The sequence below is a fragment of the Salinibacterium sp. UTAS2018 genome (assembly GCF_004118935.1).
Lineage (GTDB): Bacteria > Actinomycetota > Actinomycetes > Actinomycetales > Microbacteriaceae > Rhodoglobus.
In genome coordinates, this window is record NZ_CP035375.1 from 767341 (window position 1) to 782148 (window position 14808).

Here is a 14808-nt window from a genome sequence, read left to right on the forward strand (position 1 = left end):
AAGGTCCGGAATCTCGTGGAGAGACTGCGAGGGTTACAACTCTCGAGCGCGGATCTCCTGAGTTTCCGACGGTTGGCGCAGTTGGCGGCAGCCGAGAAAGAGCCTTGGCGGAAGAGAGCTGAGTTGCAGCGGAAGAGCGCTGAGTTGCAGCGGGAGAGAGACCGTGATCGTGGCGAGCGCCGCGACAGGGAGGCAGGCACGTGGCAGCTGGCAGCTGCCCGCGGGCAGCGGGCAGCGGGCAGCGGGCAGCGGGCAGCAGGCAGCAGGCACGAGCACGGGCACGGGCACGGGCAGGGGCACGGGCACGGGCACGGGCACGGGCACGGGCACGGGCACGAAAGAGCGGACCCGGAACGTGTTCCGGGTCCGCTCTACGCAGTACCCACTTTCAGCAAGCGACGTTGTCGGCCCTGCTGAAATTACAGCTCGCTAGCAGCCGATGAGCTCCTGCGCGAGGTAGCCACGCAGCTCTTCGATTGGCATGCGCTTCTGTTCCATCGTGTCGCGCTCACGGATCGTGACCGCGTTGTCGTCGAGCGAGTCGAAGTCGATCGTGACGCAGAACGGCGTGCCGATTTCGTCTTGACGACGGTAGCGACGACCGATAGCTCCGGCGTCGTCGAAGTCGACGTTCCAGTACTTGCGAAGATCAGCCGCAACGCCCCGCGCCATCGGCGAGAGACGCTCGTTGCGCGACAGCGGCAAGACGGCAACCTTCACCGGCGAGAGACGACGGTCGAGGCGCAGAACGGTGCGCTTGTCGACGCCACCCTTCGCGTTGGGCGCTTCGTCTTCGGCGTAGGCGTCGATGAGGAACGCCATGAGCGCACGGGTGAGTCCGAACGCGGGTTCGATGACGAACGGAGTCCAACGCTCGTCCTTGGCCTGATCGAAGTACGACAGGTCAGATCCGGATGCCTCGGAGTGCGTTCGTAGGTCGAAGTCGGTGCGGTTGGCGATACCCATGAGTTCGCCCCACTCGCTGCCGGCGAAGCGGAAACGGTACTCAACATCCACAGTGCGCTTGGAGTAGTGAGACAGCTTTTCTTGAGCGTGCTCGTAGAAGCGCAGGTTCTCTGGGTTGATGCCGAGGTCGGTGTACCACTTCATGGATTCGTCGATCCAGGTCTGGTGCCACTCTTCGTCGGTGCCGGGCTCGACGAAGAATTCCATCTCCATCTGCTCGAATTCACGAGTACGGAAAATGAAGTTTCCGGGCGTGATCTCGTTACGGAACGACTTTCCGACCTGACCGATTCCGAAGGGCGGCTTCATGCGCGCCGCACCCATGACGTTGGCGAAGTTCGTGAAGATACCCTGAGCGGTTTCGGGGCGCAGGTAGTGCATGCCCTCTTCGTTGTCGACGGGGCCAAGGTAAGTCTTGAGCAAGCCGGAGAAGTTCTGCGGTTCGGTCCACGATCCGGGCTGACCGGTGTCAGGGTCGCGGATGTCGGCAAGCCCGTTCACGGGAGGGTGACCGTGCTTCTCTTCGTAGGCTTCGAGAAGGTGGTCGGCGCGGTAGCGCTTGTGGGTGTGCAGCGATTCCACGAGCGGGTCGGAGAAGACCTCGACGTGGCCAGATGCTTCCCACACCTTGCGAGGCAGGATGACGGCCGAGTCGAGCCCGACGACGTCTTCGCGACCTTGAACGAAGGTCTGCCACCACTGCTTTTTGATGTTCTCTTTGAGGGCGGTTCCCAGCGGGCCATAGTCCCAAGCTGAGCGTGAACCGCCGTAGATCTCTCCCGATTGGAAGACGAAACCTCGGCGCTTGGCGAGATTGATTACGGCGTCGAGGGGGTTAGGCGTAGCCACTTAAAACTCCAATAGTCAGCCGAGCTGGATGCACGGTCGGCGGACGACCAGTTTAGCTAGCCGCGCAGCGCGGCGATAACCGCCGCGACGTCTTCTTCGGTATTCCAGAGGTGGAATGCGGCGCGAAGGCGACCGGCGCGACCGGAGGCCGTGATTCCTGCGGCCGCGAGCTTGGCAAGGTCGGCACCCGATTCATCCGGCCACGTGACGATGGCTTGATTCTGGCGCTCGATTCCGAGTTCATCGCAAAGCTGGTTGGCAAGCCCGGTGCAGTGCGCCCAGACTTCGGAAATGTCGAGGTCGGCGAACATGGCGATCGGATGCTCGGCTCCCACCCAGGCCTGCCAGGCGGGTGACACGTCGAACTGGCGAGCGTCTTTCGCGAGGTTCATCTCGGTGCCGTAGACGCTGCCCCAGACATCCTCTCCCGCATACCAGCCAGCTTGGACGGGCGTGATGTGCTCGGCGAAATCTTCGGAGATCGTGAGGAACGCGACGCCGCGCGGCGAGCACAGCCACTTGTAGGCGTGGCATACGGTCGCGTCGAATTGGCTGGCATCCACGGGGTGTACGCCCGCAGCTTGGGTCACGTCGCACAGCGTGCGAGTGCCATGAGTCGCGGCTGCCGCGAGAACAGCCGGGACATCGGCGACCTTGCCGTTGCAGGATTGGATGAGCGAGAACGCGACGAGCGCAGTGCTGTCGGTAATGGCATCAGCGAGTTCGGCCAAGGGCACGGCGCGAACGATGAGGTCGCGGTGTTGCAAGAACGGGAACACGATCGAGGTGAAGTCGGATTCGACGACGAGCACTTCGGAGCCGGCCGGCAGCGAGCAGGCGATGAGCGAGGCCATGACCGAGGTTTGCGATCCGATGGCGACGCGGCTGGCATCAACACCGACGAGACGGGCGTAGTGGCCGCGCGTGCGCTCGACGATGTCGCCGTAGTTCATGGGGTTGCACGTGGCAGTAGCCCACAGCTGGAGCTTCGTCGTCATCTCAGCGACTGCGGCGCAGGTCGGGAGCCCCATGGTGGCGGCAGAGAGGTAGCCGTGAGTGTTCGCAAAACTGTCGATTGCGTGTGCCAGCGCCGGGGAGGTCATGTCTTCATACTCCCGCGCGCTCGATATATGCGACAAGGGCATGATTGAGATATAAACAATCACGTTTAGTTATACTCGCACGATGGACACCACTCCAGACCTTCTCTCGCTGCGCATCGTCCGCGCGATATCCGAGCACGGCACCATCAGCGAAGCCGCCCGCGTGCTCGGCTACAGCCAACCCGCCCTCAGCCAACACCTCACTCGCGCTCAGTCACGGCTGGGGCTCGCGCTCGTCGTGCGCTCGGGCCGCGGAGTGCGCCTGACCGAAGCGGGTCGTGCCCTTGCCAGTCATGCCGTCACGGTGCTCAATGCGGTGGATGCGGCGAGCGCCGAACTCGCAGAGCTAGCCGGCCTCTCGAGCGGCACGGTGCGCATCGCGGCTTTCCCGACGGCGTCGTCGACGCTCGTACCGCGGTTGATTCGTCAGTTGCGGCAGCAGCATCCGAATTTGACGGTGAACTATGTGGAGGCTGAGCCGCCTCAGGCGCTGCAGCTGCTGAGAGATGGCGCAGCGGATCTGGCAATTACGTTTTCGTACCCGGAGGACCGCGCCGACCCGCATTTGTCGCGCGATGGCGGCCACACCACCGTTCCCCTGTTTACCGAGCCTGTGGTGCTGGTGCTGCCCGACGCTCACCCCCTAGCCAAGGCGGACAGCGTGAGCCTGGCCGACCTTGCCAACGACGCGTGGATTGCGGGCTGCGCCCTCTGTCGCGGGCACTTACTCGCCCTGTGCAATATCGAGGGTTTTGCGCCCGAGATCGGGTTGGAGACGGATAATGCTCTCGCCGTACTGAGCTTTGTCTCCCGCGGACTGGGCGTTGCGCTCCTCCCCCAGTTGGCGTTGACCTCGCTGACGCTGCCGGAGGGTGTGAGCATCCATGCCCCGCAGCCGTCGAGTGAGCGCACGATTCAGTATGTGATTCAACCGGGGGCGACGCGCATTCCTAGCGTGGCGACGACCATTGCGACGCTGACGGCGCTGGGTGGGGCCGCCTGGGGTCTGAAGGACTACCCCGCTCGGAGCTAGCAGCGGCTGGACCACGGATGCGCGGCGGGAGCGGGCAGCGGGTGCCCGGCCGGGCTGCCCGCGGCGGACTGCGGCGCGAGGCCGCGTTACTGCGAGAGTGAGCGCACCGCGCGGTAGGCGGTCTCGATCTCGGCAGCCACAGTGGCGAGCTGTTCGGCAGTCGTGTCACCGCTGAGGCTGAAGCGCACGGCGGTTTGAGCGATCGCTTCGTCGATCCCGAGCGCTGTGAGCACATGGGATACGTCGTCGCTGCCCACGGCACAGGCAGACCCTGCTGAGCAGATGATGCCGGCGCGGCCGAGTTCGAGCAGGAGCGATTCTCCACTCGTGCCGGGGAAGCAGAACGAGGCGTTGTTGGGGAGGCGGGTGGGTGCGGGGATCAGCGTGGGGGTTGCAGCATCGCCGTCGGTGGCAGCCTGCGCATCAGTCTGGGCGCCCGCGTGATCGTGATCGTGAGCGCCAGCCACGGCAGGCCCCGTAAAGATCGCGGCGGGAACACGCGCGAGCACGTCGGCAACGAAGTCGTCGCGTAACTCGGCAACCGCGAGCGCCCGTGCGGCCCGATCGGTCTCGGCGAGCGCGAGAGCATGGGCGAATCCGACAGCGCCGGCAACGTTCTCCGTACCGGAGCGTTTTCCGCGCTCTTGGCCTCCGCCGTGCAACACGGGCTCGAGGCTGCGTCGCCCCTTGACCATCAGCACGCCAATACCTTTGGGCGCGCCGAGCTTGTGTCCCGACAGGCTCAGGGCATCGACGCCCAGCCCGGCAACGTCGAGAGCCAGCCAGCCGGCAGCTTGAACGGCATCCGTGTGCAGCGGCACCCCCACGGCGCGGCACAGTTCGGCGAGCGCCGCGATCGGCTGCACCGCACCGATCTCGTTATTGGCGTACATGACGGTGCAGAGCGTGGTGTCGGGGCGCAGGGCCTCCCGCGCGTCATCGAGCGAGATCAGTCCCTCGGCGTTCACCGGCAACACGGTGATTTCGAAACCATGAATACGCGCGAGATAGTCAACGGATTCCAGCACCGCCTCGTGCTCGATCGCACTCGTGACGATGTGGCGCCCTCGCGGTTCGGCGAGCGCGAGGCCCTTGATGGCGAGGTTGTCTGACTCCGTGCCACCCGACGTGAATACGACATCGGATGCCCGGCACCCCAGCGACGCGGCGACACTCTTGCGGGCGGCATCCAGGGCACGCTTCGCGGACTCCCCCAACTCATGGTGGCTGGACGGGTTACCGAAGTCTCCCGTGAGCAGCGGCCACATCGCTTCGAGCACCTCACGGCGCACGGGTGTCGTGGCGGCGGAGTCGAGAAAGATCATGAGCTGACGGCACTCACCGCAATGTCGAGACCGAGGTCGAGCGAGCGGACACTGTGCGTGAGGGCACCTACCGAGATGACATCGACACCGGTGGCAGCAATCGCCGCAATGGTGTCGAGGTTCACGCCTCCGCTGGCCTCGACGATCGCGCGGCCGGCCACGAGCTCGACGCCGGCCCGCAGATCATCGAGCGAGAAGTTGTCGAGCATGATCGTGTCGACCCCCGCCGCGACAACAGTCTCAACCTGGTCGAGACGGTCGACTTCGACCTCGAGGTGCGTGGTGTGACCGATACGGGCACGAGCGAGACGAATGGCTTCTCCCAGATCGATACCGGCGGCTGCGAGCACCGCGAGGTGATTGTCTTTAGCCATTACGGCATCCGAGAGACTGAAGCGGTGGTTGTGGCCCCCGCCCGAGCGCACAGCGTGACGTTCGAGAGCCCGGAGCCCGGGCGTTGTCTTACGGGTATCGACTACCCGCGCGTGCGTGCCGGCCACTTGCGCGACGTAGGCCGCAGTCTGCGTGGCGATGCCCGACATCCGCTGGCTGAGGTTGAGTGCGATGCGCTCCGCCCGCAGAACGGCACGCGCGTTACCGGAGACCGAAGCGAGTTGCTGGCCGGCGGCGAACGAGTCACCATCACTGGCCTGCAGCGTGACCTCGGCCTGGGCATCCACCAGCTGGAAGGTGCGAGCGAAGACGTCGAGGCCACTAGCGACCCCGGCTTCACGGGCATTGAGCACAGCGGTGGCGGTGGCGTCTTCCGGCACAAAGGCATCGCTCGTTACGTCACCCCAGGGCGCATCTTCGGCGAGGGCCATCAGGATGACATTGTCGACGAGCTGCTGATTCATCGGGTTGCCGTTTCTGCTCGATCGTGTGAGGTCATACCATCTTCTGCGGGGATGAAGTCGCCCGCAACGTTGACTGCCGCCCAGCGCGTGGAAAACGCGAGCTCTTCGCGGGTCTCCGGGTAGTCAGTGCGCTCGTGGGCTCCGCGAGATTCCTGACGGCGGAGCGCTGCGACAACCACGAGGCGAGCAAGGTCGAGCAGGTTCGCGTTTTCCGCGCCCTCGACGGTGTTCGACTCAGAGTGCCAACTGGCGAGGATCGCAGATGCTTCTTCCAGACGCGTCGCATCACGCTCAAGTCCGACGTGGCTCCACATGAGTTCGCGCAGCTGATCGCGAGTGAATGCTTCTTTGCCGGTGATCTCGAACTGCGGCTCGAGCGCGTCAACCTCGATGGCTCGCTGGGGTTCGTTGAGAGCATCCGCAGCACGCCAGGCGAAGACGAGCGATTCGAGCAATGAGTTGGAGGCCAAGCGGTTAGCGCCATGCACACCGGTGCAGGATGCTTCCCCAACGGCATAGAGACCACGCACGCTTGTGCGGCCATCAATGTCGGTGCGGATGCCGCCCATCCAATAGTGCGCTGCCGGCGTCACCGGAATAGGTTCAGTGCCCCAGTCGAAGCCGTGCTCTTCGCAGACCTCGGTGATGCCGGGGAAACGCTTCGCGAGAAACTCGGCACCGAGGCCCGTGGCATCGAGCATGATGGGCCGGCCACCCTGCTTTTCCATGGCGCGAGCAATACCGCGGGCGACGACATCGCGCGGGGCGAGTTCGCCATCGGGGTGCACGTCGAACATGAAGCGCTTACCGTGCTCATCGAGCAGTGTTGCGCCCTCGCCGCGAACCGCTTCCGAGACGAGAGGGTTGCCGGGCACCGCAAGCGACGTCGGGTGAAACTGGAAGAATTCGACATCGGCCAGAGCGGCACCGGCGCGGTAGGCAGCGGCCACCCCGTCGCCCGTCGTGACAAACGGGTTCGTCGTGTGCTTGTAGAGCTGGCCGGCTCCGCCACTGGCTAGAACGACGATGTCGCCGTCGATCACGCGCGAGTTGCCGTCAGGAGCAATGACGTCGATGCCGGTGACGCGCGGCGTGCCGTCGGCATCCGTCTCGGTCACCAGATCGCGCATGAAGGTGTAGGCGTAGGTCTCTACCGCTAGAGCCTTGACCGCGCGCAAGAGTGCAACCTCGATCGCAAGCCCCGTGGCATCTCCGCCGGCGTGGATGACGCGCCGCGACGAGTGCGCCGCTTCGTGTCCCCGAGCAAGCTCACCGTTGGCGATGCGGTCGAATTCCACCCCGAGTGAGATGAGTTCTTGCACACGCAGCGGGCCTTCGCTGCACAACACTTCAACGGCATCCCGCTCGCACAGTCCCGCGCCCGCGATCATCGTGTCGGAGACGTGACTGGCGACGGTGTCATCAGGGAAGAGCACCGCGGCGATGCCGCCCTGGGCGTACTTGGTGTTGCTCTCAGCAAGCTCCGACTTGGTCACGAGAACCACTTCGTGGTGAGCACTGGCGCGGTAGGCGGTAATGAGCCCAGCGATACCGGTACCAACAACAATGACCCGTGCCATACTTACGCCTCTTTCGTCGTTACCGGTGGCTTCGCGGCGAGCATCCGCTCCAAGGCCACGCGTGCCGGTGCTGCCACATCATCGGCGACAGTGATTTGGTTGAGAACTTCGCCGCGCACAAGGCCCTCAAGAACCCACGCGAGATAGCCAGGGTGAATGCGGTACATCGTCGAGCAGGGGCACACCACAGGGTCGAGGCAGAAGATGGTGTGCTGCGGATACTCGGCCGCGAGACGGTTGACCATGTTGATCTCGGTGCCGATCGCGAACGTTGTCGGTTCGGTTGCCGCCGCTACAGCCTTCTGGATGTAGTCGGTCGACCCTGCCTCGTCAGCGGCATCCACGACGGGCATCGGGCACTCGGGGTGCACGATTACGCGAACACCGGGGTGCTCGGCGCGGGCCTGCTCGATCTGGCCAACATTGAAGCGCTTGTGAACGCTGCAGAAGCCGTGCCAGAGCACAACCTTTGCCTCGTTGAGCGTCTCGGCGTCATTGCCGCCGAGAGGCTTGTTGGGATTCCACATCGGCATGAGATCGGTGGAGATCCCCATCTTCTTTGCTGTGTTGCGCCCGAGGTGCTGGTCGGGGAAGAACAGCACGCGCTGACCGCGCTCGTACGCCCACTCGAGAACAGTCGTTGCGTTCGAGCTCGTGCAGACGATGCCGCCGTTACGACCGCAGAAGCCCTTGAGCGCTGCCGAAGAGTTCATGTAGGTCACGGGGATGATCGGCACGCGGCCATCAGCATCCGGTTCGGTTCCGTAGATCTCGGTGAGCTGTTCCCAGCACTCTTCTACCGAGTCGATGTCGGCCATGTCGGCCATCGAACAACCGGCGGCGAGGTTCGGCAGGATCACAGCTTGGTCCTCGCGAGCCAGGATGTCAGCCGTCTCAGCCATAAAGTGAACGCCACAGAACACGATCGCTTCGGCGTTCGGCACGGTCTGCGCCGCGTTGGCGAGCTGGAAGGAATCGCCGAGGAAATCAGCGTGCTGCACAACCTCATCCCGCTGGTAGAAGTGCCCAAGCACAACCGCGCGGTCACCTAACGTGGCCTTGGCCGCGACGATACGAGCGTGCAGATCTTCGTTCGAGGCCTTCTGGTATTCCAGTGGCAACTGTCCCTGGCGGGGTGCGCCCGTGGGAATCACATCGCCCATGGATGCTCCGGGGCCGTAGCTCGGAACCCCCAGGTCGAACGTCCAGGGCCCGTCGGCCAGCTCAGGCGCACAGGTTTCCCCGTCGCCCGTCGCAGTGATGCGCTGAATGGTCGAATCAATGGATGACACGAGTGCTCCCTGTCTTGAGGTGGCCGAGAGGGCCGTTGTCGACGAGCTCTACGCCCTCGTCATAGCGGTACAGCCTCGGAGGCCGGTGGCGCCCTCCCGAGACAACGTGGTCAGTGGGAACCAGTGAACCTGAATTCTCGATCTGACGACGGAAGTTGGCGGGGTCGAGTTGCTTCTGCAACACAGCCTCGTGCACGATGCGCAGTTCACTGAGGGTAAAAGTCTCGCCCAGGAATGCCCGAGCGATGCGCGAGTACTCCATCTTGGTGCGCAGACGCCAGAGCGCATAGTCGACAATCACGTTGTGGTCGAAGGCCAGTTCAGGAAGGTTATCCGCGGGGAACCAGCGCACGTTCTCTCCCTCAGTGGCACGATCAGCCTCTTCTTGACGCACGAGTGCCCAATAGACGACCGATACTGCGCGGCCACCGATGGAACGCTCCACATCGCCGAACGCGTAGAGCTGTTCGAGGTACGCGGGCTCAAGCGCCGTGGTCTCCAGCAGATTGCGGGCCGCGGCATCCGCGAGACTTTCGTCGTTGCCGACCCAGCCTCCGGGCAACGCCCACTGGCTGGCATACGGCTCGCGGGTGCGGCGCACGAGCGGGATCCACAGGGCACTCTCACCCGATTCGGGAATGGGACGCAGCGCGAAAATCACGGTTGATACCGCGAGCGAGATTGTTTGTTCGCTCTGCTCCATCGCCACTCCCTTCAACTATTCAGTAAGAGTCATGCTGACCTGAACACAGAATACACCTTAAAGTCAGGCTGACCAAAAGGACGCCGACGACATGATGCGGGCGGGGCAAACCCGCAAGAATGAGCTACTCAGCTGTAGCCGTTGGCGCGTCTACGGCGCCTCCGAACCGACGTGACCGACTCGCGTAAATGCGAATCGCTTGCCACAGGTCTTCACGCGTGAAATCAGGCCAGAGCGTGTCGAGGAAAACCATCTCGGCATACGCGCTCTGCCAGGGCATGAAGTTGCTCATCCGCTGCTCCCCCGACGACCGCACAAACAGGTCAACATCGGGCAGCTGCGGTTGATACAGGCGCTTCTGGATGAGCTTCTCTGAGACCGCAGACGGCTTCAGCTTGCCTGCCGCAACTTCATCGGCAATCGAGCGCACGGCATCCGCAATTTCAGTGCGGCCACCGTAATTCACGCACATAGTGAGAGTAATGGTGCTGTTGTTCTCAGTCAGCTTCTCGGCGAATTGCAGCTCTTTGATCACCGAGGTCCACAAGCGCGGGCGTCGCCCCGCCCAGCGCACACGCACTCCCCACTCGTTGAGCTGATCACGCCGACGGTGCAGTACGTCGCGGTTGAAGCCCATGAGAAAGCGAACCTCCTCGGGCGATCGACTCCAATTTTCGGTTGAAAACGCATAAACACTGATGTGTTTGACACCGATTTGGATAGCACCGGCCACGACATCGAGCAGGCTCGCCTCGCCTGCCTTGTGACCCTCCACGCGCGTCAGGCCGCGCGCGTTGGCCCAGCGTCCATTGCCGTCCATGACGAGAGCAATGTGTTCGGGAACAGACCCCTTAGGCATCGCTGGCGGGTGGATGCCTGTCCAATCAAGAGGACGAAATTCCACAGCATCTTTGTGAGTTTTCCCTACGCGGCTCATGCGCTCCGATCCACATGCTGAATGGAGCGAAGACTGCGCTCCAAATGAAACTGGGTGTACGCGGCAACAACACCGCTAGCTTGGGAGCGTGATCGCTCATCAGATGCCTCAGCGACATCCCACTGACCGGCAAGTAACGCGCCGAGCAGTTCGAGGGTCGCCGGACTCAGTCGCGGTGAACCGGGCGGGGCAACCTCATCGGCGACCACGCCACCCATCTGCGCGACGAAGACGGAATGCGGCCCCGGAGCACCGGTCACCGCACAATCAACAAAGCTCGGGGCCCAACCGGCGATCGAGAGGCTCCGCAAGAGGTAGGAGTCGAGCGTCAGGCTCGGATTGTGCTCGCGCCGCGAAAGAGAACGCAATGCACCCACCAGCAAGAGATATTGCTGAAGCGAGCCGTCGTCATCCGTAACTTTGTCCGCCGTTTCGACCATCACACTTGCGGCGGTGTAGCTCGCGTAATCGGCCGTGATGTCCGAGCCATAGGAACCAAGGGACTCCGCCTGCTGGATGATATCGAGGCTGCGACCGATATAGCACTGGATGTCGGCGACCATGAAGGGTTCCAACCGTGACCCAAACTTCGAGGCTGTGCGACGCACGCCCTTAGCCACCGCCCGGATTTTTCCGTGCTCACGCGAGAGCATCGTCACGATGCGGTCAGCTTCACCCAACTTGTGGGTGCGCAGCACGACAGCTTCATCACGATAGGTAGGCACCTCCCAAGTATCCTCCGGTTGTCGCGAGTTTGCTGTGCGACGGCCCGCGCCAACTCCGTTTCGCTGAGCGCCCTGCCCGCCGGCTGAGCACCCTGCCCGCGCGCTGAGCAGCTCGCACGCCCGTTTGCTCCCCTTCGGAAACTCAGGAGAATCGCGTGCGTCGAAGGAAAGATGACCCATTCACCCGCCCCGGCGGCGGCTGCAGGTCTGTTTCTCCTGAGTTTCCAGAAGGGAGCACGGGCGCTCTCCCTGCGGAACCCCACTCAGCGCACGATGACGCCGAGCACGTCGCCGCACAACATGTCCCACAGTGCGTGCGCAGCGCGCATCGCCCCTCGACCTGCCCTGCAGGGCGCGCGCACCGCACCGGACCGGAGCCTCACGGAAATTCAGGAAATCGCCGCGCTGCGCACAACGCCGAGGCCGGATCCGGTGCACCCCAGACATCCGCTGCCCCCGATCTCCTGAGTTTTCGACGTCTGCCTCGACGACGACGCCGGCACGTTCACGTTCACGTTCAGAACGTCAGGAACAGCGGCAGGGCAAGCAACTGATCTAGGGACAGGAACAGGGCTAGGGGCAGGGCGCGGACGCGGAGCAAACGCGCGAGTTGCTCGGAGATCGCAGGCTTGCCCGGAGCGCAACTGCGCTGCGCGCATCACGCGTGGTACGAATGGTTCGTGAACGAGACTTTCGAGATTCCGCTCTGGGCGGGGCTGCTAGCGGTCGGCGTCGGCGCCATGCAGGGTGCGATGTTCGCGGCCCAGTTTCGGGACCGCCGCCTTGACCTTCTCGGCGTCGCGATCATCGGACTAGCGTCAGGGTTCGGCGGCGGCATCGTGCGCGACGTCGTGCTCTCTGAAGTCCCCGCAGTGCTCACCACCAACTGGTATCTCATCGTCGCCACCGGGGCCGCACTGTTCGGGATGCTGCTCGAGCGACTGATCGCACGGATGGGTCCGGTCATCACGGTTCTTGACGCTCTCACCATTGGGCTCTTCGGCGCGATCGGTACGACGAAGGCACTTGCCATGGGACTCCCCGAGGTGCCGGCCATTTTCGTCGGCGCTATCTCGGGCGTCGGCGGTTCGATCCTGCGGGACATGCTTCTTTCAATGCCCATCGCCCTCATGCACGTGGGGTCGCTGTATGCGGTGGCGGCGGTATCGGGCGCGACGAGTCTCGTCATCATGCGCAACTTCGACGTTCCGGTATTCGTGGCGGCCTCAATCTGTGTGGGCATCACCGTCGGCGTTCGGGTTCTTTCGGTGCTCTTCAACTGGACTCTGCCGGAGCAACGCACGATCAATCGTCTGCCCAGGTTCCGCCGCCCCTAGCTCGCCGCTGGGCCCTCGCCGCTGAGTCTTCTCCCCTACGTCCTCGCCGCTCACTCCTCGCCGCAGCTGCCGTTAACGAACAAACGCCCCACAGCTCAGCGAGCTGCAGGGCATTTGCGAAAGCTGAAACTACCCAGCGATCAGTTCAGATTCAGGAGCGTTCTGCGAGGCACGCACCCAGCGGTTGACCGCCGACACGATCGCCTCGAGTGAGGCCCGCGAGATGTCACCATCGATACCGACGCCCCAGAGACGCTGACCGTTGATATCAAGTTCGACATAGGCCGCGGCCTGAGCATTGCTGCCGACCCCCATGGTGTGCTCAACGTAGTCGTAGAGCTTGACTTCAATTCCTTGGCCCTGAGCGGAGAGCATGCCCAAGAACGCGTCGATGGGGCCGTTACCCGTGTGGCTGGCGTCGGTCTCGCCGTCATCAACACGCAGTCGAGCGTCGAGGCTGACTTCGCCATCGTTAGCGCTGGTGGTGCGGGTCGCCAGCAGTTCGTAGCGCCCCCACTTTTCTTCGACGTGATCGGCGGATGCCGGCAAATATTCGTCCTGGAAAGCCGTCCAGATTTGCTCGCTCGAGACTTCGCCACCCTCGGAATCTGTCTTCGACTGAACAACGCCGCTGAACTCGATTTGCAGCTTGCGCGGCAGGTCGAGGTTGTGGTCGGTCTTGAGCAGGTAGGCCACGCCACCCTTGCCCGATTGCGAATTCACGCGCACGACGGCTTCGTAGCCGCGGCCAACATCCTTGGGGTCGATCGGCAGGTACGGCACGGCCCAGACCAGATCGTTGACGTGCTTACCCTCGCGTTCGGCCTGAGCCGCCATCGACTCGAAACCCTTCTTGATCGCATCCTGATGCGATCCGCTGAAAGCGGTGTAGACGAGGTCGCCAGCCCACGGGCTGCGCTCGTGCACCTTCAGTTGGTTGCAGTGCTCCGCTGTGCGACGGATCTGATCCAGATCGCTGAAGTCGATCTGCGGGTCGATTCCCTGTGTAAACAGGTTGAGCCCCAGAGCGACGAGGTCAACGTTTCCGGTGCGCTCACCGTTTCCGAACAGGCACCCCTCAATGCGATCGGCGCCAGCCATGTAACCGAGCTCCGCCGCAGCGATTCCGGTTCCGCGGTCGTTGTGTGGGTGCAGCGAGATGATGACGCTCTCACGGTGGTTCACGTGGCGCGACATCCACTCAATCGAGTCGGCATACACGTTGGGGGTAGCCATTTCGACGGTGGCGGGCAGGTTCAGAATGACCTTGCGCTCCGGCGTGGGCTTGAAGACTTCGAGCACCTGGTTGCAAATATCAACCGCGAACTCGAGCTCGGTGCCGGTATAGCTTTCGGGCGAGTACTCGTAGTACACGTCGGTCTCGGGGACCATAGCCTCGGATGCCTTACAGATTCGAGCACCGTTGAGGGCGATGTCGATGATGCCCTGCTTGTCTTTGCGGAACACGACATCACGCTGCAGCACGCTCGTGGAGTTGTACAGGTGAACGATCGCTTGCTTGGCACCCTTGATCGACTCGTAGGTGCGCACGATGAGTTCTTCACGAGCCTGCGTCAGCACCTGAATAGTGACGTCATCCGGAATCGCGTTTGTCTCGATGAGCGAGCGAACGAAATCAAAGTCAGTCTGGCTCGCCGAGGGGAAACCGACCTCGATTTCCTTGTAGCCCATCTTCACCAGCAGGTCGAACATGATCCGCTTACGTTCGGGGCTCATCGGGTCGATGAGGGCCTGGTTACCATCACGCAGATCGACGGCACACCAGCGGGGAGCCTCGGTGATGCGCTTCGATGGCCACGTGCGGTCCGGTAGATCAACAGAAATGATCTCGTGAAACGGACGGTACTTGTGGACTGGCATCGATGATGCGGACTGATTATTTTTCATGTCAAGCTCCTGCTGTTCTCAAGGCCTTCTGGGCCACTCGCAACGAATCTGGTCAGCCAATGACAAACCCCGCGACGAGTGAGGCCTGGATTAGGACTCGTCGCGGCAGCTAAGGAGGAGCAGACCGAAGAACATAATTTCACCCTAGCACTGCGAGAGCGGCACCGCAGGACTGGTTCTTCGACTGTTACCG

At 63.1% G+C, this 14808-nt stretch carries 13 protein-coding genes; 2 read left to right on the forward strand and 11 right to left on the reverse strand.

What is annotated here, in order from left to right:
• Positions 1–33: 33 nt before the first annotated feature.
• The 3 genes from ESZ53_RS14290 to ESZ53_RS03645 form a co-directional block, all read right to left on the reverse strand.
• Positions 34–336 carry a hypothetical protein gene (locus tag ESZ53_RS14290; RefSeq protein WP_168187179.1) on the reverse strand — a complete coding sequence of 101 codons (303 nt, stop codon included), beginning with the start codon at positions 334–336 and terminating at the stop codon, positions 34–36.
• Positions 337–429: 93 nt separating this feature from the next.
• Entirely contained in the window at positions 430–1815 is a 1386-nt protein-coding gene (locus ESZ53_RS03640) for a glycine--tRNA ligase (protein ID WP_129071585.1), read from the reverse strand.
• Positions 1816–1871: 56 nt separating this feature from the next.
• Positions 1872–2918, reverse strand: coding sequence for an aminotransferase class V-fold PLP-dependent enzyme (locus tag ESZ53_RS03645; protein ID WP_129071586.1), 1047 nt, complete (start codon positions 2916–2918; stop codon positions 1872–1874).
• Positions 2919–3000: 82 nt separating this feature from the next.
• On the opposite strand from ESZ53_RS03645, the gene ESZ53_RS03650 reads away from it, so the two are divergent.
• Positions 3001–3951 carry a LysR family transcriptional regulator gene (locus ESZ53_RS03650; RefSeq protein WP_129071587.1) on the forward strand — a complete coding sequence of 317 codons (951 nt, stop codon included), beginning with the start codon at positions 3001–3003 and terminating at the stop codon, positions 3949–3951.
• Between the two features lie 86 nt (positions 3952–4037).
• Here ESZ53_RS03650 and ESZ53_RS03655 read toward each other — a convergent pair whose 3' ends face one another.
• The 7 genes from ESZ53_RS03655 to recO all read right to left on the reverse strand — a co-directional run bounded on the left by ESZ53_RS03655 (position 4038) and on the right by recO (position 11370).
• Complete coding sequence (locus ESZ53_RS03655) at positions 4038–5276, reverse strand: cysteine desulfurase family protein (RefSeq protein ID WP_129071588.1); 1239 nt, start codon at positions 5274–5276, stop codon at positions 4038–4040.
• Positions 5273–6133 (reverse strand): carboxylating nicotinate-nucleotide diphosphorylase, encoded by an 861-nt coding sequence (nadC, locus tag ESZ53_RS03660; protein ID WP_129071589.1) that lies wholly within the window; start codon positions 6131–6133, stop codon positions 5273–5275. The genes ESZ53_RS03655 and nadC overlap by 4 nt, the downstream gene beginning before the upstream one ends.
• Positions 6130–7713 carry an L-aspartate oxidase gene (nadB, locus tag ESZ53_RS03665; RefSeq protein WP_129071590.1) on the reverse strand — a complete coding sequence of 528 codons (1584 nt, stop codon included), beginning with the start codon at positions 7711–7713 and terminating at the stop codon, positions 6130–6132. The genes nadC and nadB overlap by 4 nt, the downstream gene beginning before the upstream one ends.
• Before the next feature lie 2 nt (positions 7714–7715).
• Entirely contained in the window at positions 7716–9005 is a 1290-nt protein-coding gene (gene nadA / locus ESZ53_RS03670; protein WP_129071591.1) for a quinolinate synthase NadA, read from the reverse strand.
• Positions 8992–9708, reverse strand: coding sequence for an NUDIX domain-containing protein (locus tag ESZ53_RS03675; RefSeq protein WP_129071592.1), 717 nt, complete (start codon positions 9706–9708; stop codon positions 8992–8994). Before ESZ53_RS03675 ends, nadA begins: the two co-directional genes overlap by 14 nt.
• A gap of 124 nt (positions 9709–9832) precedes the next feature.
• On the reverse strand, positions 9833–10645 hold the full coding sequence (locus ESZ53_RS03680) for an isoprenyl transferase (RefSeq protein WP_129071593.1): 813 nt from the start codon (positions 10643–10645) through the stop codon (positions 9833–9835).
• Complete coding sequence (gene recO / locus ESZ53_RS03685; protein ID WP_129071594.1) at positions 10642–11370, reverse strand: DNA repair protein RecO; 729 nt, start codon at positions 11368–11370, stop codon at positions 10642–10644. Before recO ends, ESZ53_RS03680 begins: the two co-directional genes overlap by 4 nt.
• A 680-nt stretch (positions 11371–12050) precedes the next feature.
• On the opposite strand from recO, the gene ESZ53_RS03690 reads away from it, so the two are divergent.
• A complete protein-coding gene (locus tag ESZ53_RS03690; protein ID WP_129071595.1) occupies positions 12051–12707 on the forward strand; it encodes a trimeric intracellular cation channel family protein in 657 nt (218 codons plus the stop codon).
• Between the two features lie 129 nt (positions 12708–12836).
• Here the strand turns inward: ESZ53_RS03690 and leuA are convergent, their stop codons facing one another.
• On the reverse strand, positions 12837–14615 hold the full coding sequence (gene leuA, locus ESZ53_RS03695; protein ID WP_129071596.1) for a 2-isopropylmalate synthase: 1779 nt from the start codon (positions 14613–14615) through the stop codon (positions 12837–12839).
• Positions 14616–14808 lie beyond the last annotated feature (193 nt).

Bases quoted from the DNA above. Each gene is read 5' to 3' on its own strand.
- ESZ53_RS03645 (WP_129071586.1), bottom strand. From the start codon at position 2,918: ATGACCTCCCCGGCGCTGGCACACGCAATCGACAGTTTTGCGAACACT.
- ESZ53_RS03650 (WP_129071587.1), top strand. From the start codon at position 3,001: ATGGACACCACTCCAGACCTTCTCTCGCTGCGCATCGTCCGCGCGATA.
- ESZ53_RS03655 (WP_129071588.1), bottom strand. From the start codon at position 5,276: ATGATCTTTCTCGACTCCGCCGCCACGACACCCGTGCGCCGTGAGGTG.
- nadC (WP_129071589.1), bottom strand. From the start codon at position 6,133: ATGAATCAGCAGCTCGTCGACAATGTCATCCTGATGGCCCTCGCCGAA.
- nadB (WP_129071590.1), bottom strand. From the start codon at position 7,713: ATGGCACGGGTCATTGTTGTTGGTACCGGTATCGCTGGGCTCATTACC.
- ESZ53_RS03675 (WP_129071592.1), bottom strand. From the start codon at position 9,708: ATGGAGCAGAGCGAACAAACAATCTCGCTCGCGGTATCAACCGTGATT.
- ESZ53_RS03680 (WP_129071593.1), bottom strand. From the start codon at position 10,645: ATGAGCCGCGTAGGGAAAACTCACAAAGATGCTGTGGAATTTCGTCCT.
- leuA (WP_129071596.1), bottom strand. From the start codon at position 14,615: ATGAAAAATAATCAGTCCGCATCATCGATGCCAGTCCACAAGTACCGT.